Source organism: Acetivibrio sp. MSJd-27 (genome assembly GCF_018918095.1).
GTDB lineage: Bacteria > Bacillota > Clostridia > UMGS1840 > HGM11507 > HGM11507.
In genome coordinates this window covers 1-21996 of the sequence record NZ_JAHLPV010000046.1, presented here as the reverse complement: position 1 = coordinate 21996, position 21996 = coordinate 1, and the positions used below count along the sequence as shown (strand labels likewise).

The window sequence follows — 21996 nt, the reverse complement described above, 5'->3', positions numbered from 1 at the left end:
ATCTCTGTCGCCTGGCCGGTTTTGGTATCATACTCAACAAAGTTGCATATCATCGCGCCGGTTCCGGTGTCCTGATAGCCAAACGCGCCAGCATAAATTTTGTCATCATAGATGGACATGGCCTTCACATAGTCTCCTACAACCAGGTTCTTTGCCAGCTGTTCCAGCTTGTCTGTCTTCACATTGTAACGGATCAGCATGGCGTTGGGATAGGTGCCGAAATAGTAGTTCCCCTCCGAGTCAAACACACCCTGGTGCATCACAGCGGTCTCTGCTGTCCCGTCATGTTCAATCCTGCCATAGCATTTCAGTTCGTCGGTTTTTGGATCATAGCGGAAAAACAGTGTATTGGACTGGGTGGCGATGTTGACAATCCCGTCCGTCCCAACATCCACCGCGTAGGCCACCTTCGCCGTATAATTGTAGGTTCCGTTTCCATAGGGCAGCTCCGCCTGCAGATAGTGCCTGGCGAGAACCTGATCGGCGTCCACGTTATACACATAAAAAAGCGCCGGCGGTCCCGAGGTCACACCGTAAAAAATGGTGTCCCCGTTCTTATCAACCACCGTGCTGCAACCCAGAATCTGCGCGTCCTCAATAGGATAGCCCAAATTCACTGTCTCTCCAACCTCCAGTTGGTTCAGCTTTGACGACTGGTGTTCCGCCCCGGCTACAGGCAGATATTGTATCGCCAATATACAAAATATAAGTGCCATATACACGATTTTTTTTGTTTTCATAATCGATTTCCCCCATATTATTATTTTATATTCATAAAACCGGCCATTCATTGCGTTTGCCCTGCAAACTTATTATACCATAACAAACAAAAAATGTTGGACTATCGCATAAAAATTTGTATAAACACGCAAAAATACCGCAGAACATTTTGTGAAGTGATTCCAAAAAGTTAGACGATATTTCAAAGAAAAAATTTGGTCATGTCAAGAAAAAGTGTACACAAAGTTAAGAGTTATTGCAATTATGCATTTCAAATTTACAAGGACTGACCCATCCAATAGCAGAATGTATTCATTTTATAATTCAATATATTTAAAAATATCTATGTGGGATTGTTCAGGATTGTCGTTTTCGATTGATCTCGACCAATATTCAACTCGTTTTTCCTTGTTCTCGGATTTGCTGCGGGTCTGATTTGCTATTATAATTTCTTCTGCATCGGCACCAATCACAACATTAGCATTATGCGTTACAACAATAATCTGTCTTTCTTTTTTCTTGCGACGAATAAATGGAATTAGTTCATCAAATACTGACCTATTATCAAGGTCATCTTCGGGTTGAACAATCAATATAGGACACTTGCTTTCTGCCAAATCAATTAAAAGCCTTAACAGTACGAATGCTTTTTTGCCGGGGGACATTACTTCAATATTATCGTTGTCCATAACTACTTTGTACTTAATGTTATACCAGTCATCATTAATATCTCTCAATATCGTCTTAGCATTAACATTCGCAACTTTCGCTTGCTCGAAAATAAGGTCGCTCGTTAAGAGGGGATCATCGAAATATTACGGTCGATTACTTGCATAGTTAAATCTTCTTTGCAGAAGCTGTATACTGCCGAGCAGTTGCATGGAAAATATAATGTTCATATGATCTGCGATGCACGGGATATCCCAAGATATACATTTTACAATCATATTTTCTGTAACAAGAAAGATAACACTTGGTATTCTAAATGCAAAGAAAAACAGCACGAAGATCGTTAAGTCGACTTTTCAGGAAACATATTTAAGAACGCCCCCAACCGCCGATTCGATCTTTCATTCCGACAGAGGGACTAATTACACATCAAAACAATGGCTGATTATTTGAAATCTTTAGACATTGCCCATTCTTTCTTCCGACCTTATGTTCCGTATGATAATTCCGTTATGGAGCCATTCTTTTCTTCCATGAAGAGAGGAACTATACCGAACAAAATACAAATCGGAAAAGGAGTTTCGTGATACGGTAGACAAGTATATAATCTTCTATAATACAAAGCGACCGCATAAAAACTGCAATACAAGACCCCTGAACAGAAAGAGAGAGAATACGCCTTAAGACAACAGGATATGCGAGAATAGGTGAATAGACTAACAGGTTCGTAAACATTCACTTTCAATTTTTCCATCTTGAAATTTGCGTTTTCTTTCTTTTTAGTCCAGATCACAAAAATAAAAAAGGCTTCGAAAAACCACTTAAATACTGGATTTATAACAAAAACACCATTGTTATCCAAGCCATGAGGGTTCGGATTGCAATGGTGTTTTCAGATGGTCGGGAATACAGGATTTGAACCTGCGGCCTCATCGTCCCGAACGATGCGCGCTACCAAACTGCGCTAATTCCCGTTCTTTTATCAGTAATTGAAATTGCGCTGAGCAACAAATTTATTATATACCTATTTTATCATTAAGTCAAGTATTTTATTTATTGTTTTACTATTTTTTATCCATCATACGTTTCTTTTTTCGTGAAATATAGCTCCTTCATTTAAGACAAAATAGAATCGAAAATATCTTTGCAGAAAAACAGCAGAAACCGTCTCAAAACGTTTTTCTGCTGTTTTATGTCTCTGCTTACAAGTTATTAATCCAAGTTCCTGCAAGATGAATCCAATTCTGACATTCTTCCTGAATTCCGCCGCCGTCAGAAAATCTTGTCTCCTCATTTGCCAGGGCGAGACCATGACAGCCGTTTGGATAAAGATGGAGTTCAAAAGAAATATTCTGCTTTCTCAAAGCGGAAGCCATCAGCATGGAGTTTTCCGCAGGAACCGCATCATCTTTCACAGTATGCCAAAGAAAAGCCGGGGGTGTATCCCTGTTTACCTGTTTTTCCATTGACATAAATTCTTTCTTTTCCTCATATTGTTCCTGCAAGAGCTGGCGGAAACTGTCCTCATGAGCAAATATGCCGCTTGTGATAACTGGATAAGAGAGAATCATTCCATTGGGCCGCAGCAATTCTTTGTCCGACCGAAGAACTTCCCGAACATAATCATGATTCCAATGGTTTCCCGCCCATGCCGTCAAATGCCCTCCTGCTGAAAATCCGCACAATATAATCTTGTCGGTATCGACGCCCCATTCATCAGCATGCTCCCGGGCGTATCGTATGGCTGAAACCAGCTGCAGAACCGGAACAGGAAACCTGGAAGGCGTCGTATAGCGCAGAACCATCGCATGAAAGCCCATCGCGTTGAACCGGATCGCAATCGGTTCCGCTTCCCGGTCGGATGTGAAATGGTAGCCGCCTCCGGGAGAGATGATAATCAACGGGCGCACCCTGCTCTTATCGATATCCGGAGAGTTATAGAGAATGTATGTGGACAGCTGTGCTGTCTGCCCCTGCACACGGATTGGAATTTGCTGATAGAACATGATATCTTCTTCTCCTCTTTTCGATTATTTTCCTTTGCATTTCTTGCGATATCTTTATCATATCACAATCAAAGAAGATTTTCCATTTTATTTTTATGACCGTTCCTATCCTGTTATAAAGTGTGGTTCAAAGACTTTTAATATGATGCCGGTATTTCGCAAGCAGTTGTTTGTTTTTCTCCTCGCCGCCGTCCACATTCGCACTGCAGAACACCTCGGGCAGACTGCCCTCTTTTTGCATCCACTCCATCGCCGCTGTCGTTATCCCGTGGATGGCGATCGCACCAATTATGGTAGAGGTCGGCGCTGTTTTTCCTATCCCCTCCAGCATAAGAGCACAGTCGCCCTCCTCACCGCAGTTGTCAAGATTGATATCCGCATATTCCCACAAGTTCTTTCCGCCGGAATGACGGGAGGTGCTCTTTTTGCTCTGTCTTAAATTGGTCAGTGCAATCACTTTCATGCCTCTTTTGCGTGCTTCCATTGCCATCTCGATCGGAACTGCATTCCTGCCGGAATTGGAAGCAATCAGAATCACATCCCCCTCCCGGCAGGGATAACAATCCATTAGGCGGGCAGCATAGTCCTCCAAGCGTTCCAGTTCACTGCTTTTCGCCGCTCCTTCATGAAGCATCAGGGCAGTGTCCAGAATGGGGCTTACCCTTGCCAATCCGCCTGCCCGGTAAAAAGCCTCCTCCGCAAGAATATGGGAATGTCCAGTTCCAAACACATAAAACATTCCGCCGTCTTTTAAAGAATGTCCCAGCAGAACACCTGCTTTTTCCAGCTGCCCGCACTGGGATTGTTCAAACCGTTCTACAATTTCATTCACTTTCTGAAACCACTGGTTTAGATCGCTCATTATCTTACCTCCGCTTTTATTGTCTGCAAAAACATATCGTTTAGGGGGATCCCCTGTTTTTTCATGCCGGCCAGAATAGCTCCCGCCTGAGGCGGAAGCTGAGGACAGGTTACTCGGATCCCTTTCTGTTTCGCCGCTCCGAAAAAACGGCGGCGCACGATTCCATCGTTCTGCAGCATCCCGCCGTATATGCCAAGTTCCTTTTCTCCCGAAAAGATTACCGCTGCCTTTCCAAGATCGACCAGACAATCCACGGCATTGTCCACTATCTTCATGGCGGCATGATCCCCTTGAAGGGCACACTGCGCCGTCTTTACAGCAAAACCGGCAATCTGCTTCCTTGTCAAGTTCCTTTCGGACAGCTCTCGAGGATATGTGAGATGAAAATAATCCTTCATCTCCTCCAGAAGCATTGTCCTCTCCTCGATTCCGTCGGCAGATCGGAGTGCACAGCCAATAGCTCTCCTGCCAAGATCATAGGCACTTCCCTCATCTCCGAGAAGCGGCCCCCATCCGCCAAATACCCGGGCTTCTCCCTGCCCGTCCATCCCGTAGGCAACGGAGCCGGTGCCGCTTATCAGAATAGCTCCCGCCTTTCCGAGTGTATGCCCCAGCAAAGCTGTATAGGCATCTGTGTGCATCCATACTGGAAAAGAAAACTGCCTGCCGCCCAAAAAGCGTTCGATCTCCTCCTGCGTTGCTTCAAACTCAATAGCAGACATACCGATATAGAGAAATGCAATCCCGGATACCGGAATCTTTGAAAAAATCCTGTCGAGTATATCAAATAAATTCCGGCGTGCCGTTTCATATCCCAAAGAATGATAATGAAGGCTGTCCCCTTCCTCCAGACAGATCCTTTTTCCAGTGCTGTCTGTTACCAGAACCGTTGTGTGGGTTCCTCCTCCATCTACACCGATATAGTATTGACTCATCCTCTTTCACCCTTTCTAAGTGCTTCAAGAAGCATTGTCTGTGCTTTTGCCACAGGTGATCCCGGATTGTGAGTAAATTTAAAAGATTCCCGCCGCTCATACTTTGCGTAGGGGTAAAGTGTCTCGGAGATAAAATAGCCCTCCTCCCCGTTTGCATAGGCAACCACCATTGTGTTTCCTGCTCCGTACAATTGCTTGATCAGCAAACCCACCTCCGTGAAGAGTTCAAAAGGCACGAAAACCATTGTGAGACTGCCAAGTTGAGCCACCGTGACGGATGAGGTGATCCGACGGGGAAGCGTGCCGTTCTCCAGATGACGCATCATCTCCCTGCCCCAGTTCAGATACACGCTGTATATCATTCCGGCGAGTCCTGTCTCCCGCTCAATTCCATCCTGATAAACCGAAATTCTCCGTTTCAGACTTTCCCGATCAAACCCGATGTCCAGCGGTACTTCAACTGTCAGATTGGAAAGCTTCAGATTTTCCGAAACCGGCTGACGCATATCAATCGCCTGCAACACGTCTTTGGCAAGCATGTGTCCGATGGAAACAGCCCCCTGCTCTCCTCCTCTTTCCCGGGGATTCAAATCGCCACAGCAGCCATTCAGAAACAGCACCGGAATGTTTTTGCCGAGCTTCTTCTGGATTTTCTTCTCCGCTTCCCCAAAAAAGTCTGCGCTGTAACAGTAATGGTTCGGCTCAAAGGTCACGGGATGACAGGCCAAGTTCACCACCAAGCCCATCCGTTCGTTTCCGTCCATCAGTTGAAGAACCAACAGTTCATCATCCACCTCTTTCAAAGATGTCTTTCTAAGTTCGCTGACATTGCAAAGTTCTTCTCTACAGTCCTCCTCATCCCAGTTGCGCACCTCCCAGTTTTCCGTCTGATCGCTCCCCCACATCTGAGAAAGCACCCGATTCACCGCTATTTCGGTCTTTCCCGCAGAAAAAAATAACTCGGCCGGTTTTCTGCTTTCCACAGCCCGGACGGCTGCATCGAGGATCGTCCGGTGCAAAACCGTCAGAAAATCCGGATTCTTTTCCCCGCATCCTGCCAGATAAATAGCCGCCGGAGCAGAATGAGTATGGGTGCAGCAAATAATGATTTTTTCTTTCGGAATTCCGGTTTTCTGTTCGATTGCCATGGCGGCCTTATCGGTGAGGACACGCTCCATTCCAAGCAAATCACAGCTTATCAACAGAAATTTTTCCGTTTGATTCTCCAGATATAAAGCCTTAATTTTTAGCGGATCTCGTGTTCCCTCCGCACCGTGTGTACGCCCGATATAGCCGCAGAGTTCCAGTCCGGGAGCCAATGGCAGTTTCTTTTCAGCTATCCCGCAAATCACAATTTCTTGCCTCCTTACTGCCCTGATACAAAAGTTTTTTATTCTGAAAAACAACAAGTTCACTCCGCTCATTATTTTTTGAAATATATAATTGCACGCCGTTTCCTATGACCTCACTTATCCGTCCAGCTGTTCCCAAAGGCAAGCGGCATAATGACAGAAACCCGCTTTGTTGGGATGAACACCGTCCGAAGCGAAATACTCTTGCTGCGGCGGAACCAGCGTCCTGCCATCTATCACTCTGCATCCCGCCTCCTGCGCAAGAGATGTGAGCATTCCGCGCATTTTCTTCATGTTCTCCCGGTGGAGCTGTTTCCTTTCCCAGCTCCAGGGGATCGGCGTGAGGACAATGATCTGTGCCTTGGGATAACTTTTTTGCAGGGTCTCCAGAAAAGCTCCTGCCTCCTGTTCCGTGCGGTGAAATGTCCTCTCCCCGATGCCGATCAGCAGACAGTCATTGACGCCGTATGTCACCGTGATAATATCTGGAAGAAAGGCTGGATTTCTCTCAATCACACAGCTGTCAAATACATATCCGCCTACCCCCTGATTCAACAAATCCAGTTGCTTTTTTTTGGCCAGTAAGGTTGGATAAGTGAAGGACGGCTGTTCGGCATCCAATCCCTGAGTGATGGAATCACCGAATGCAATGTATTTCCGTACGGGAGCTTCCACCCGTTTCCATTCCCCCAGCCACAGATCCGATAAGCAGGTATCGCAGCTGTTGGGAAGATAGATTTCAAACCTTGTCTCTCCTTCGCTCTTTTTCCGGTATATTACTCTGCCTGACGCTGTATCATCCGGAAAAAAACAGGTTTCTGTATACTGTCCGTTTTCATAGAAATCAAAATGAACCCGACTCCTCAGAAAATTTCCGCATTGAAACGAAAAGGAAATCTCTTGTTCCGCTGTCACAAAAGCCAGTCTCATGCCGGAACAGCAATTGATATTTTGAACGGAAGAAAGAGCGGATGCCCGGTAAATTTCAAGCTGTCTTTCCGTGAAACGGCTTGGAAGCTCTCCCCAAGTCTGCCAGCCATATATGATCTCACTGAACCATTTCACTGAAGAAGCGTGAGATATCTTGGTTTTTATGATAGGCTTCATTCTTTTCCTCCCAAAGCAGAAGAAGGAACCCTGCTTATCAGGGCTCCCTCTTTTGTTATTCCTGAATGTATTCCTTACAGGCCTCTTCCAGCCTTTTATGTGCCTCTGTGATATCGCTGTCCTGATGGCTGAAGTTGACATAGGAAGTGCCGTACAGAACCACGCCGTGCTTAAAGGCAAGATTCATAAACCGCCCTTTATCCGCGCTTTCATCCGCCTCGCACAGTGCCGGACAGGGATAAAGGCCTCTGAATTCCAAAGGAATATGATGTTTGTCAAACAGCGCGTTTACGCCGTCCCACATCTTTTTCCCCATTTTCCACATATGTCCGACGACATCCTCTTTCAGATAGGTGTCGATAACCACGTTGACGGAAGCGAGTCCGATGGTCTCTCCGCCCGAGGTGGAGGTAATAAATGCCTTTCCGTTTCTACCGCAGGTTTCCATGATCTCCTTTTTCCCGCCGTAAGCTGAGATAGCCACGCCGTTGCCCATCCCTTTGCTGAATACCGCCAGATCGGGCTGCACGCCGAAATATTCCCCGACGCCACCCAGAGCAATGCGGAAACCTGTGACAATCTCGTCATACATCAGCAGCGCTCCATTCTCCTCGGTGATTTTCCGCAACGCCGGATAAAAGGTTTTGCCCTCCGCCATATGCTCATAGTCAGCAGATACAATGATCGCCGCCACATCATCCTTATACTGTTCAAAATAATCCGCTATGACCTGCATGTCATTCCAGTTCGCCGCGTGATAGAAAGCGCTGATCTCCAAGGGAACACCGGGAACCGCCTGCTGAATTTTCACATTGGGGAGAACCTTTCCGCCGATCGCCAAGCCGTTCAGCCATCCGTTATAGCCAATCTGTATGATATGATTTTTCCCGGTATACGCCCGGGCAATACGGATGACAGCGGCGCAGGCTTCCCCTCCGGTTCTCAGGAACCTGACCTTCTCAAAACAGCCGATATGGGCAACCAGTTTTTCCGCCACCTCACATTCCAGAATATGAGGGTTGGAGAAAGCAATCCCATCTTCGAGCTGTCTGCGGATCGCCTCGTTGCACGGCTCATAGCTGTATCCTAAGGTGACCGGTCCCAACGCGCATTTGAAATCCACATAGTCGTTTCCAAGCACGTCATAGGTGCGGCAACCCTTTCCTGATTTCATCGCGCAGGGTTCGAATTCCTGACGAGGTACTTTCGCACAGGTGCTGGAACCCCACGGAATCGACTCTTCAAATCTCTGCTTAATCTGTGCAGACGTCTGCATAAAAATCCTTCTTTCTTCTTGCACTGTTGTTATGCCTGTTTATTTTTCTTGCTCTGTATGAACATTTTATCACACTTTACCGGGAAAATCTTGCTGTATTTTCTTCCTTTTGGGATAATTTTATTTATTTCTTTGCCGCGTCGTATCTTGCCTGAGCATCATTGTATGCCTTGACAACCTCGTCAACGCCCAGTGATTTTGCTTTATCCAGCCATTCATTCCAGGCTGCGTCACCCGTTTTGGTTCCCAGTACATACAGAGAATTGAATTCCTTGGCCGCCTTTGTCAGATTGGGCATATATTTTGTGATGATTTCTTTTTCCTCCGCAGTGAAAGCCAGTTTGGGATCCGCTGGTTCGATCTTACTCTTATCCTTCACTTTGTCCTGCGCTTCCTGCTCCCTTTCGGAGAAATTAAAATAGATGGAACGGCGGTCAAACCGCTTTGCCAGACCTGACACAAACATGCCGTATTTATCTTCCAAATCGTTGATGCCAATTTTCTTATCCTCGGGGAACTCTATATATTTCGCCATGCCATTCTCATCCAGTACATATGTTTCCCCTTCAATCCCCATCGTCATCAACTCAGCGCCTGCATCGCTCATCAAAAAATCGATCAGCTGGAAACTCAACTCCGGCTGTCCGTTTTTGGCCACCACCGCGGTACCTTCAGCCACCTTCGGCAATTCCTGATAAGTTTGTTTTGGCCCCATTGGATTTCCATATCTCAAATTATACTCTGGCAAAGTATTCCGAGTCTGTTCCTGGAACATATCCAGTCTTCCGATCCAGTCAAACGTGGCAAAGGCTTTATCCTGCTGCGTCATTTTAGATGTCCATGCGGCTTGAGTAAGCGTCAGAAATTCCTGGTCAATCAAACCCTCCGCATAAAGCTTTCTCAAATAGTCCAGCATATTTTTGAACTCCGGATCCGTATCCGAAAACTTCCACACGCCTGACGTTTCGTCATAGTAAGGCAATCCTGCGTTCAGCCCCCAGCTGAAGGACAGCTTATTAAAAATCAAATCGCCGTTTTTAGAGGTAAAAGGAGTGGAGGAGGGATAGATGGATTTCAGCTTTTTCATCGCTTCATAGAACTCGGTGTCACTGTTCCACTCCTTGATTCCATGTTTATCAAAGATATCCTTTCTGTAAAGCATACCGTGATTGACCTGCCTTTCACAGTCATAGGAAGGCACCGTATAGAGGTTTCCGTCCGAAGCCTGGAAAGATTGGAAAATCCAGCTGTTCTCTTTGTTGTCGACAAAAGTTCTCTTGAAATTCGGCATTTTCTCTATGTAATCATTGACCGGGGCAAGGGCTCCCTGCATTCCGATATCATTGGCTGTATCGGTGCTTCCGATGCCGCCCATAATGATATCAGGCATGTTTTTGGAAGCGATGATCGCCTTAACCTTCTCAAATATTGTAGAGGCTGGGTAAGCGTTAATCTGCAGATTTATGCCAGTCAGCTCCCGAAGCTTCTGAACCGCATATTTATCATTAAAATCGGTTTGATTGGATGCGACAATCATTGTCATTTCAGGGCTTTTATCTGTCAGCGGCAGCTTTAATCCCCCAGTGGAACCAATTTTAATCTCACCTACTTTTGTTTCTACCGTTGTCTTCCCGGCATTCGGGCCACAGGCAGAAAAACAGGACATTACAATCGCGGCAGCAGCCACACATGCGATAATCTTTTTCATTTTTGTTCTCCTCTCTTTCACAAGGTTGACTGCGGGCGGCTATGAACAGCCGCCCCAGTCCTTTTATGGAACATAGATGATTGGTTTACTTGATGAAATCATATAGCCTTTTGAACATCATCGCCGCCTGTGCCCTGGTGGCATTCTCCTGCGGTGCAATGGTTGTTTCGGTCATACCGCTGATCAACCCCAGCTTCACAGCGCCTGCCATATAGGATGTCGCCCAATCAGAAATGCTGTTCTTATCAGTGAATTTCTCCAATTCTTCCTCCGTTGCGCTGACCGCGCCTTTCTTCTGTGCGTATGCTTCCACCAACACTTTTGTCATTTCCTCCCGGGTGATCTTGTCATCCGGCCGGAACATTCCGTCCGCGCCTATCATGATATTCGCCTGCGCTACCGCTCCCACAGAGCCATAGTACCAAGCGTCTGACGACACATCCGCAAAGTTACTGTCCGCATTCTGCAGTCCCAGAAGTCTTGCAATCATCGCCGCAAATTCTGCCCGTGTCACATCCGTATCAGGCGAGAATTCTGTCTCACTAATCCCGTTGACAACGCCAATCTTATGCATTTCATCGATAGCCTCTTCCGCCCAATGTCCCTTGGTGTCCTCAAACCCATTGGACGGTTCCGTAGTAGGCGGATTGGTCGGCTCTGTAGTAGGCGGAGTCGTGGGTTCCGTGGTGGGCGGTGTAGTAGGCGTTACTGGTCCGCCTCCACCACCGCCGTTGTTATTAGGAGGTGTCAGCACTGGAGTGGTCACAACAATTTCAATCGGTTTTTTTGCAAATATTTCTGCAACACCGTTGGAACGGTAAATACCAACTTCATCCGGTCCTAGTTTTTCAGACGCCGTTTCAAATGTATTATCCGGAAGCTCTATAAACCTGCGACTATAGCGTCCATCCTTGATATATCCCAAATTGCGCGAAGTATTGTATTCCAATCGGATCGAATACGGCTTATTGAATGTCAACTGCTGTAAATCCATCTGAATATCCGCCACGATCGTTCCATCGACTTTCAGACTTGCCTTGCTTCCCAGAACCTGTTTTGGCAAACTGCCGTCCCAGGCATCTGTCGTGCTCAGCACCGTCTGGCTGTCAACCGTCAATACAGAGGAATAGTCCCTGTTCTCATCGCGGAATGTGACAGCCTGCTGATAGGTTTCGGTTGTCGTTCCGCTCTGAAGTCCATTTTCATCTGTTGTGACGTCTACCTTTCCATCGCCGGATTCACTTGTCACTGTGATAACCGCCTGGTCTCCCTCCTGACGATAGGATACGGGCATTCCCTTAAAAGAAATGCCTTGTATGCCAGATGGCATATAAATCGATATGCCATTAAGCGCATTGATTGACAGGGAGCCGGAATCCATTGCAATTGTACCGTTGTCATAGATGACATTCAGATCATCTACTGTGTCAGGTGCCTGTATGAGGCTGACAAGCTGACCGTTCATCCTTTTTTTCAGGCTGGAGCCCTTGATAATAGATGCGGAGGACAGTTGCCCCTTTGTGTCATTTTCAATATACATCGCAAGCCCGTTATACTGATAATCACCGATGGCTCTCTCAACCGGTTCTGCATAGGACTGATAGTATACATTGTTTTGTCTGGATCCGCCGTCCACGATATCCGCGTTGAAGGCCGTAGCTGTATCCGTTCCAACATCTAGCGGGATTCTGCTGGTCTCCACCTTGGAGGTATCCCCTGCTTTCTTCGGATATAAAACGGTATCATAGGTTACAGTACCCGCCTTGTTCTGGGCAAATGCCGGGAATTTGGTGTTGTACAGCTTTCCGCCGCCGGGCGCATAATAGCCGGCTTTTTCATTCAGGGACATATTTTGTTTATCCACCTGGGCGATTACAATATTCGCTCCCTGTTCAAAATGGGTTTCCACCTGGTTGTTTTCCTGATCATAGGTCCAGTAGGATTCCGGAAGGAAGTGCCAGTTCTGCTCAATGTTATTTACATTGCTATTCTGTGGAACAACTCTGTCATTGACAATCCACAGCTTTGATTTCGGGAAGAAAATCGTCCGGTTCCACGGATATTTTCCGGTTTTATCCGAGGTGGAATTGGCCGTGCCCATAAAATAGTCAAACGCGTCACTGGTATAAAAATGATTCAGGGTATCCCCAGCCATGCCTTGCGTCAGCCCATTCATGGTTATCATATTATGCGCCTCGGAGCTGTAACGGAGCCAATCGCCAATATCCGTACCACTGTAATTGAAACGTCCATTGTCCACCAACAGTGTTTTTCCGTATGCAAAGGCAATCATGGACAGATTATCAAAATGAGTATGACTCCGTCCGTCACCAATGCTCAGATTGGTCTGAGCCATCATCGCCTGTCTGGAATAATTGTCCCGCATAATGACATAGCGGTTAGAGCCTGGATAATATTTTGACGTGTATCCCGGGAAGGTTCCCTCCAGCCCGTGCGTGTACATATATCGTACCTGTGGCAAATCCAGATAATTATCTATGGCTTTTAATACCGTTACTTGGTTAGTGGAAGCGTCGCTGTCTCCGAAAGCGGGATCGCTGTCATCCGGTAAAAGTGCGTTTCCAAGCCACTCCATCATTTTTGCAACCCGTTCGGTGAAATAACTTTCCAGCCGGAAGCCGTATGCCTCTGCGTCCTCCATAACTCCCAGGAAAGAGTTAGCGACGGTTTGTGCATAGGAGGTACTTGATTCCCGATAGCTTCCGTCATCATTGATCAGATACTGCGCCTGTAAGTTCCACCGGCTGGTAAACAGTCTTTTGTTCTCTTCGTACTCGGCACTTTCCGGCAAGAAAAGGGTGGTTCTCATCAATCCTCGGTTAGCGAACGTACCATGGTTATGATCAGGGGCAAAGTTGTAGGCATAAGTCAAAGCCTTGTTCATTTGGAACAGGTTTTTGATCATTGACATTGCCGCCAAATCGGTCAGGTGCTTCGATTTTCTCAAAATATCAAAGGTGTAAACCAGTGTTCCGGCTCGGATACCGGCATCCTGCAAATTATAGCAGTCCACATAGTTTTTAGTGGAGTCAATAAAGTTGTTCATCAAGCGAATCGCATGATAAGCATAGTATTCGTCACCGGTTACATTGTAGATTCCGGTGAGTGTACTCAGCCAGGAAGCACGTGTGATCATCATGTAGGTTGAGAAGTCGGACCCCTCTTCCTTATTCTTGGGCATATGCATGAAATCCGGCGTTGTCCCGTTCCAGGAGTAGGTCGTGGCTAAACTGTCATACCAGCTGAATTCATCTTCCTCCCACACATTGTTTCCTTCGCCCCAGAGGATCATTTCACTGGTGCCGCCGTCCGCTTTTCCATACAGTTTCAGTGTAGCGGACTGAATTTTGGCATTTTCGGACAAGTCATTCAAATCAAACTGCAGATAGCTGCGCTTGGTATCCTTTGTCCATATTTTCGGAAATGCGCTCTCAGAATTCTCTTGATCCGTATCCATCGTTTCCTTGACGTACATCCGTTCCTCGGAACCATAGTTTTCTTTCAGATTTTGTTCCGGTGAAACATAGGTATCCTTGATGACCGGATAGGTCTTAGGTGTATTGTTGATGACAACGGTTAGTTCTGCCGCATGAATGCCAGCTTCCTTGGTATAAAATTCTGCCTGAGGTTCATGCTTCAGCTTCTGCATGATATACATTGCGTAATTCCCGCGCTTGGTCACATAAGAAGACACGTCAACATTGATCTCCTTATATTCACTGGGTGCCGTAAAGGTATTTATCAGAATGTTGTTGGGATTGAAGAAAATGTTGTTGATATACAGATCCGCTCGAATGTAATCCTTGGAGCTGATAATGGCGTTGGAGTCAATCTCTCTGCCTTTATAGTATGCAACCAATAGGCTCTTGGCAGAATTATAGTCCCCTTTCTTGACATATCCTTCAATTTCCTTTAAACGGTCGTTATACTCATAATTCAGTTTCGGCAAATAATCGATATCCCACTGGTTTTTGTCTTGCTTCCACAGTCCAAACAGCTCCTCGTCCGTCATAGCAGAGGTGTCCTTGTTGATGGGCTTCAAATCATTCAAATTCTCCGGTAAAGTTACACCGGCCGCAATCACGGTAACGGGGATCTGCTTCGTGACAGATTTTCCGTCTCTGGATATGGTCGCCGTCAGCGTCACGTCGGTATTTTGCTGCGGTCTGGTCACTTTCCCGTCACTGGATACTACGGAAGGATTGGATGAACTCCAGGTGATCCGTGTGCCGTGTGATCCCTCTGCTGGGAGGGAGATGTCCTGTTCTATTTTATCACTGTACGGAATTTTCAGAATTTCCTTCGCATAGTTGAGTGCCTGTTCCGTTGTCAAGCTGCTGTTAAACAGCTGCAGATCACGGACACCCATTCCCTCGTATGCTGTTTTTTCAATCTCCAGTTTAATATAACGCGCCTCTACCGGTGAGAAAGTGATATCCTGTGTGAGGGTTTTACGCTCCCCTGCAGTTGTTATATCGTCAAACAAGCCGGAAGTGTTCTTCTTCACAATCTGTTTGAAATTCAGGTTATCGTTGGAAGCCGAGATTACATAGGATTTCACATTGTCGTCCAGACTGATCATAGCGCCGTCAACCGGCTGTTTCACTCCAAGATCGATCACGGCATAGGGCGTACTGTCCACCCCGGTAGTCGAGCGCCAGACAGTGGCCAAATTGCCGTCTACCAGATTTTCAACCGGCTCTGCCAGCGTATCAGTACTGTAGGAAAGAATTTCCCTGCCCTGAGCGATATTAAATCCCAGGAACCGCAGAACAGAAAGGTGAAATACCTTTTGTCTAGACTCCTGTCCTCTTGCAATTGTTGCAGTCAGCTTGACATCCTCATTGCTCTCCAAACGGGTCACTATGCCGTTCAGTCCACTGATTTTCAAGGAATTTTCCTTATCGGAACTCCAACTTACCGTTACGTTTTCGGTTCCCTCCCCAATCAAAACCAAATCGGTGGTTACCGCATCGATAGGCTCATTGGAGATATCGGAAAACTGAAGCTCTTCAAAGTACTGATCAATTGCTTCCTTGTCAGTGAGCTGACGTTTCACCAGAACATCAAATGTTCTGGAATCCGATATGCCGTTAATGGTAGCTGTTGCGGTCAGTTGTACCAAAGCGTCACTCTCAGAAGCCAAAGGTCTTGTGACAATCGCTTTTCCTTCAGCCTGATCAATCCGGATATGGGATTCATCATCGCTGGTCCAGCGGATATCCGCATTGTATTTTCCTGATGTCGGAATCCCAAAATCCACAATGGTTCCCGCGGATACAGCGGAAAGATCAATCCCGGAAAGTGCCTCCCCGAGCTTATGGCTGATGTTATCCCGTACCTTTAGATTATCCATATAGGCCGCTCCGACCATAACTGGACGAACCCAGCTGTACATCGACAGACGGCTAAAGCAATAGTTCTTGGACAGATTCTCCGTCGGCTGGAAAGCTGCCGCCAGCTGATCATCAATATACCAGGACACATATCCTGTGTCTGTATTCAAAAGAATGCGGAAATGATACCATCTCTTAGCCGAAAACGGAATTCCGTTGATGATCGTATCCACCTGGTTTACATTGTATTTGAAGCTGCTGGAAGCGCCGATAGAGAAGACAATGGCGTTCTCATTGTTGTATACGCGGAACAAGGTGTCATACTGGTTTGTTTCAAAATAGACATCCCAGCTTATCTCCACTTCGCCTGTATAGATTCGAGGCATATCCAAATTCATGGTTACCCCTGAATATGTCTGGTTTTCAATATGTGCGTTGGTGTGTTTCACAACCTTGTTTCCCGCTTTTTCCGGATCGCTGACAACGGCCATACCGGAATTTTCATGCATGACATTACTGGTCTGCGGCATATACCATCCATCTGGAATGACTCCAGGGGAATACTTCTCATAGTCATCAGAGTACTCTAATTGATATTCCTGGGGAACAGCCTGAAGCACCGTGACGTCAAAAGACATTTTTTTCTTTGCATTTCCGCTTTGGAAGGTTGCTGTTATCGTTACCGATTTGTTTGCATCCTCCGGCCGGATCACCATCCCGTTGCTGTATATGATATTTTTGTTGGAGGTCTGCCAGGTGATAATACTGCCGAACGGGCCGACAGTCCGCAGGTTAAGAGGTTTTGTCACAGCGTCAATAGGCTCTTTGGAAACTGCGTCCCAGCTGAATGCATTGAAGTCCTTTTCTACAATCTCGGTATCTCTGTCGTCCACCACCAAATCCGCGGTTACGAGAAGATTGTCAATCGCGAAGTAGTGGTTTTGATTCGTCGCCGCCCTATAATAAGAGCTCATATTCAATGCGCCCAGATTCAGATCATCAAGATTGTTGGAAAACAGGGTTAAGTCGAAGGTTCCCATGGGTTTTCCATCTATCTTAATGGTGACATTTGCGTTTTTCTGATCGAAGGACACGTCAAAATGGTACCACTTATCGGTTACATAGGGAGCAGTCGGCACATCAATGGTAGTGGAGGCACCGATTCTCACCGACAGATTCTTTTTGTCGCTCTCATTTCCCACCGCGAAAACCAAAGTCCCCTTGTTATTCAAAAATTCCATATACCGTTTGGTGGAGTTGCTTCCGAAACGCATATCAAAGGAAGCTTCAAAATCACCGCTGTAGGAAGCGTGAAGCTGTTTTTTCACATTGATGGTTCCGGCCGAGGTTGCATAATGCCAAATCTTGAGCATCTGATTTTCGGGATTCAACTCATCCTGCACTGCCCAGATATAGCCTTCCGGCTGGAGAGCTGCATTGTTGCTAAGCTGCCAGTCAGTAGGAAGCTTATTCGGCTCTGACGCTTCAAAGTCGTCCTTTAAAATAATGGCGTCCATTCCATTCGGATCGTTGACGATCACGGTAAACGAACAGGATGCAGTCGCTCCCTCCACATCGGCGGCACTGAGCGTGACAATTTCCGAACCGATCTGGTCAGGTGTATAGTGGAATACGGTTCCGTCTATCGTTCCTTTGTCGTTGCTGTAGGTCAGCGTTCCGCCGTCAATGTCGGCAAAGGTATCACTCAAATCCAAGATAATCTCATCGCCCAGATTGATATACTGGTCCGAGATCGGCATGTTGACATAAGGTGCATTGTTTCCGGTCACATTGATAATAAATTGATGGGTGACGCTTCCGCCCTGTCCGTCAATTGCCGTCAGTGTAACCGTCTCTTCCCCTGTCACTGGAGGCGTATAAGTAAATGTATTGTTTTTGACCGTTCCTTTGTCCGCACTGATTCCAATCCGGTCTCCGTCCGGATCGGTGAAGACTTCGGAGAGATTCACAGTAAGTTCAGTCCCGACCTTGACGGTCTGCTTCTGAACCGCATTTTTCACTTCCGGATTATTGTTGCCCACCACTTTTTTGATACAAATATCATCCAGATATAAATGTGTGGCGGCAGCTGTCGCTGCACGATAGTATAAATAAGAATAGAAGCCTCCCAGCTCATAGGGCGTGGAATCCTTCAAATCCATATCAATGGAAATCGGATCATAGTCACCAACCGTAAGCTGCGCTGTTTTATTTACGGTGTCAAACACGACCTTTATGTGTGTCCAGGTGTTTTTGACAATCTTCAAATCCGGCACTGTCACCGCACTGGTGCTGGATTTATGATTGGGTACCTGATAGGAAACCGTACAGTTTCCGCTGCTATTATTAAAGAATATGGCGAGCAGCCAGTCATTGGTCACAACATTCCCCGAATTTAAAAAGTAAATTCCTTTAGAGAAAGCATCTCCCATCGTATACACATTTGTTTCAAAAGAGATCAGCCCTGTATGAGTTTCTCCAAGATCCTTTATCACATTACTGGTTGTTCTCGCATAGTTCTTCACATAGTTTTTCAGCGCTTTATTTGGCTGTCCCTCTTTCAAAACGTCGTCCGTGACAGCCCGCACCGGTGCAATATATCCATCCGGCAAGGGATTCGGCGTTGTAATTGCAGACGCTGTCCAGCCCTCCGGCAGCGTGTCAACCGAATCCTCTTCAAAGTCGGATTCATATATCACGCCGCTGCCTGCCGCAATGATATCGATATCAAACGAAGCAGAGACAGTGGCGCCTTTTGTATCGGTTGCCGTGATCGTTTCCGTCACGGTTCCCTCCTCCGAGGGGGTATAGCGATAGGTTGTCCCTTCCACGGTTCCCAGAACAGCGCTCATTTCCAGAACCGGATCGTCTAAATCCTCAAACACATCACTAAGATCAACCGTCAGTTCTTCCCCGACAGTTGCGCTCTGCTTCAGAATAGGATTCTTTACAGACGGCAAACGGTTTGCCTCTTTTAAAACAATATCATCAATATAGAAGTACCCCTGCGCCCCTGTCGCCGCACGGTAATACACCGAGGTTGCAAAGCCACCTATTTTCAGAGGGGTTTCCTCCTTTAAATCCACGCTGACCTCTACCGGATCATTGTCGCCGACTTTGATGCTTGCGGTTTTGCTCAGCTGATCAATCACAATCCTGATCTCTGTCCAGATATCCTTCGGAACGGTTATTCCGTCCAGAGTGACGGTTTTGGAACCCTCTCTGTGATTCGGCACAAGTACTTTCACCGCATTGGCTCCGGAAGCGGCGGTGAATTCAAAACGGAGCACCCGGTTGGCACCCGCACCGTCCTCACCGGCATTGAGAATGTCAAACCATCTGGTGAATGCGTCAGAGCCCATCAAAAGCTTTGTGCTGAATTCCAGATAGCCCTCATGAGCCTTCCCCATATCAGCCGTAATGGAGCTGGTGTTTCTTCCTGTATTCTTCACCGAGTTGCGCAGGGAACGGTTAGGCTCCCCGGCAGCATTCACCTTGTCGTCCGCAACGGCACGCACCGCTGGAATAACAGTGTCCGCATTGCTCATTTCGTTTGCGGTATACCCCGCCGGCAATTCTCCGACAGCTATCTTTTCAAAGTTTTGCTGATAAAGAATATCGGTTTTTTCTGCTTTGATGGAAAAGCTTGCCGTTACGCTTGCGTTTTCCGGATCGTATGCAGTGATCCGCTCAGTCTGTGTTCCCACTTCGGAGGGAATATAGGTATAGGTTGTTCCCTCAATAGTTCCCAATTCTGCCGAATAGGTCAAAGTCTCCCCTTCGGGCTCCTCAAACACATCCGAAAGATCAATCACTACTTCCTGTCCGACGGGAAGCTTCTGATCTTCTATAGCATTTTTGAGAACGGGCGCCTGATTGGCTCTGTTCAATGTGATATTATCCAAAAAGAAGTAGCTTTCTGCGGCTGCGGCAGCACGGTAGTATACAGAGGTTGCATAGCCGCCGATTTTCAGTTCTGCTCCCTCATTCAAGTCCATACTCAGTGCAACCGGATCGGATTCACCGATCTTCAAAGCTCCCATGCGGGCTTCTGTATCCAAAATAAACTGTACTTTTGTCCAAGTGTTTTTCGGTATTACAACGCCATCGAGTACAGTTGTCTTTGAGCCGTCCTTATGGTTCGACACAACCGCTTTGACCGCATTTCCGCCGGAGCTGCTTGTCATCTCCAGCCGCAATAAACGGTTTGCCCCGGCGCCGTCCTCTCCTGCGCTTAAAATATCAAACCATTTGGTATAGGCGTCTCCCGCCATATAAACATCCGCCACAAATTCCAGATAGCCCTCATGTGCCATGCCCATATCAGCGGTGACAGAACTAGTCGTTCTGGCATAGTTTTTCACCGAATTGCGCAGAAACTTGTTGGTATTGTCCGGCACACCGGGCAGTGTGTCCACTACTTCCCGCACCGGTGCAATATAAGGTTCCGGTATCGGATCCGGCACCGCTACTGCATTGGCTGTAAAGCCTTCCGACAGTTCACCTACAACGATATCCGCCTCCTCAAAGCTGCGCTGATACAATGGTGTGGTTGCCGCCTTTGCAAAATTGGTCAGGAACAGCCAACTGGGGCAAACCATCAAAAATGACAGCAACAAAGCCAGAGAGCGGTTCCTTATTTTCACCAAATTCATCATGTTCCCTCCAATCTATTTCATCCATTTTTGGATATTTAGGGTGCAGAAAAGAAAGCCCTCAGCACTGTCTTTTTTCAAAACAGCTCTGAACGCGTTTTTCTATTCCGAATTATTATCCCCTATAATTTCTTACAACATCAAGCATAGCCATCACGTTTTCTGCTGGTGTAATTGCCGGAATGGCACAGCCTGCATTAAAAATAAATCTTGGATTGTTCTTTTGCGATTCCATAAGTTCTTTTGTTTTCTCGATAACAGTTTCCTTGCTTCCCATGCATATCACGCCTGAGGGATCAAGATTTCCTACAAACACTGTCTTATCTTTTGTGGCCTTCCGGATTGCCTGTATATCGGTTTTATAATCCAGTTCCAAACAATCCGCACCGGTATCAGCCATCTCATCTAAAATATCCGTCGTATCCCCGCAGATATGCAGCAAATAAGGTAGTCCCAGCTTATGGCAATGATGGACAATTTGCTTCTCGTATGGATATGCAAACGTTTTATAAATACTTGGAGACACCATATCAGGCCCTGCGGAACTGTCTCCGTTTGACAGCATATCGACTCCTGTTTCCGCCATCAATGACATAAAACTGCAGGTTACCCTGGAGGCATATTCGAGCAATGCCCTGACCTTCTCTTCCTCCTCTGTTAAAATGTCAACCAGGAAATCTTCCGTGCCCCGGATTAAGCCAGCGAGTGAGAATGCCGCTTGATCACAGTTGCCTCTTATATAAATATCTTTTCCGATTTTCTCCACAAGCCGCTGTGCCGCCTCCAAATAAACCATCGCGCGGGAAACCGAAAAATCAACCTCCTTTAAATGTTCCACCTCGTCAAGAGATTGTATGAGACCGGCATGGTTCCTCGCCGGTTCATCTGCCGGATAGTCGGTTTCCACTCCGACCAACGAGGAGAGAAGTGCTGTGTCCATATCCAGCAAAATGCCATCCACATCATACTTGTAAACTGTTTTTTCAAAAACCTCCGCTATGATTTTAGGCTCTTTCCTGTATTGCTCCACCGTATAACCGTTTTCTCTGATTGCCATGAGAAAATTGTGCAACATAACAGGTGTCCTGTCTGGCATCTCGCCGTTTAACACTTTCTGTATCCGTTCTTTTCCATTCATATTTCAATGCCTTTCTATGGTTTACTCAGTGAAACAGTGATATTCTCGTCAACGTTCCCAGCAGGAGGGGCAACCCCTCCCGCTGAAAAAACGCCCCCACAAGTTATCGGACTATTTCACCGCAATAATCCCTTTGACGTCGAACTTCTTCTTGCACACAAACAGCTCTGTGGCTTTCTCATAGCCAACTTCCTCCGTCGAGAACAGGTCG

At 46.7% G+C, this 21996-nt stretch carries 11 protein-coding genes and 1 tRNA gene; all 12 read right to left on the bottom strand.

The annotated features are described in order from the left end of the window. A partial coding sequence (locus tag KQI32_RS11645) for a hypothetical protein (protein ID WP_216425442.1) occupies window positions 1-740 on the bottom strand: 740 nt, incomplete at its 3' end. 297 nt (window positions 741-1037) lie between these two features. Continuing rightward, window positions 1038-1409 carry a hypothetical protein gene (locus tag KQI32_RS11640; RefSeq protein WP_216425440.1) on the bottom strand — a complete coding sequence of 124 codons (372 nt, stop codon included), beginning with the start codon at window positions 1407-1409 and terminating at the stop codon, window positions 1038-1040. A gap of 877 nt (window positions 1410-2286) precedes the next feature. Continuing rightward, a tRNA-Pro gene (locus KQI32_RS11635) sits at window positions 2287-2363 on the bottom strand. A 228-nt stretch (window positions 2364-2591) separates the two neighbouring features. After that, window positions 2592-3395: an alpha/beta hydrolase gene (locus KQI32_RS11630; protein ID WP_177692098.1), complete on the bottom strand. Its 804-nt coding sequence runs from the start codon at window positions 3393-3395 to the stop codon at window positions 2592-2594. Between the two features lie 127 nt (window positions 3396-3522). Further along, complete coding sequence (locus KQI32_RS11625) at window positions 3523-4257, bottom strand: SIS domain-containing protein (RefSeq protein WP_216425438.1); 735 nt, start codon at window positions 4255-4257, stop codon at window positions 3523-3525. After that, window positions 4257-5192 (bottom strand): N-acetylglucosamine kinase, encoded by a 936-nt coding sequence (locus tag KQI32_RS11620; RefSeq protein WP_177692100.1) that lies wholly within the window; start codon window positions 5190-5192, stop codon window positions 4257-4259. Before KQI32_RS11620 ends, KQI32_RS11625 begins: the two co-directional genes overlap by 1 nt. Then, on the bottom strand, window positions 5189-6544 hold the full coding sequence (locus KQI32_RS11615) for a neutral/alkaline non-lysosomal ceramidase N-terminal domain-containing protein (RefSeq protein WP_216425436.1): 1356 nt from the start codon (window positions 6542-6544) through the stop codon (window positions 5189-5191). Before KQI32_RS11615 ends, KQI32_RS11620 begins: the two co-directional genes overlap by 4 nt. Before the next feature lie 117 nt (window positions 6545-6661). Beyond that, window positions 6662-7651 carry an SGNH/GDSL hydrolase family protein gene (locus tag KQI32_RS11610; RefSeq protein WP_216425429.1) on the bottom strand — a complete coding sequence of 330 codons (990 nt, stop codon included), beginning with the start codon at window positions 7649-7651 and terminating at the stop codon, window positions 6662-6664. Window positions 7652-7706: 55 nt separating this feature from the next. Further along, entirely contained in the window at window positions 7707-8927 is a 1221-nt protein-coding gene (locus tag KQI32_RS11605) for an aminotransferase class III-fold pyridoxal phosphate-dependent enzyme (protein ID WP_216425428.1), read from the bottom strand. A 124-nt stretch (window positions 8928-9051) separates the two neighbouring features. After that, window positions 9052-10635 carry an extracellular solute-binding protein gene (locus tag KQI32_RS11600; RefSeq protein WP_216425419.1) on the bottom strand — a complete coding sequence of 528 codons (1584 nt, stop codon included), beginning with the start codon at window positions 10633-10635 and terminating at the stop codon, window positions 9052-9054. An 85-nt stretch (window positions 10636-10720) separates the two neighbouring features. Further along, the gene (locus KQI32_RS11595; RefSeq protein WP_216425416.1) at window positions 10721-20650 is read right to left on the bottom strand and encodes an immunoglobulin-like domain-containing protein; all 9930 of its coding nucleotides are present in this window, start codon (window positions 20648-20650) and stop codon (window positions 10721-10723) included. 112 nt (window positions 20651-20762) lie between these two features. Further along, complete coding sequence (locus KQI32_RS11590; RefSeq protein ID WP_216425408.1) at window positions 20763-21785, bottom strand: uroporphyrinogen decarboxylase family protein; 1023 nt, start codon at window positions 21783-21785, stop codon at window positions 20763-20765. Between the last annotated feature and the right edge of the window lie 211 nt (window positions 21786-21996).

What these genes read in the sequence shown, in the direction of transcription:
- KQI32_RS11595 (WP_216425416.1), bottom strand. Translation starts at nt 20,650, where the DNA reads ATGATGAATTTGGTGAAAATAAGGAACCGCTCTCTGGCTTTGTTGCTG.
- KQI32_RS11610 (WP_216425429.1), bottom strand. Translation starts at nt 7,651, where the DNA reads ATGAAGCCTATCATAAAAACCAAGATATCTCACGCTTCTTCAGTGAAA.
- KQI32_RS11625 (WP_216425438.1), bottom strand. Translation starts at nt 4,257, where the DNA reads ATGAGCGATCTAAACCAGTGGTTTCAGAAAGTGAATGAAATTGTAGAA.
- KQI32_RS11600 (WP_216425419.1), bottom strand. Translation starts at nt 10,635, where the DNA reads ATGAAAAAGATTATCGCATGTGTGGCTGCTGCCGCGATTGTAATGTCC.
- KQI32_RS11630 (WP_177692098.1), bottom strand. Translation starts at nt 3,395, where the DNA reads ATGTTCTATCAGCAAATTCCAATCCGTGTGCAGGGGCAGACAGCACAG.
- KQI32_RS11620 (WP_177692100.1), bottom strand. Translation starts at nt 5,192, where the DNA reads ATGAGTCAATACTATATCGGTGTAGATGGAGGAGGAACCCACACAACG.
- KQI32_RS11605 (WP_216425428.1), bottom strand. Translation starts at nt 8,927, where the DNA reads ATGCAGACGTCTGCACAGATTAAGCAGAGATTTGAAGAGTCGATTCCG.
- KQI32_RS11590 (WP_216425408.1), bottom strand. Translation starts at nt 21,785, where the DNA reads ATGAATGGAAAAGAACGGATACAGAAAGTGTTAAACGGCGAGATGCCA.
- KQI32_RS11640 (WP_216425440.1), bottom strand. Translation starts at nt 1,409, where the DNA reads ATGGACAACGATAATATTGAAGTAATGTCCCCCGGCAAAAAAGCATTC.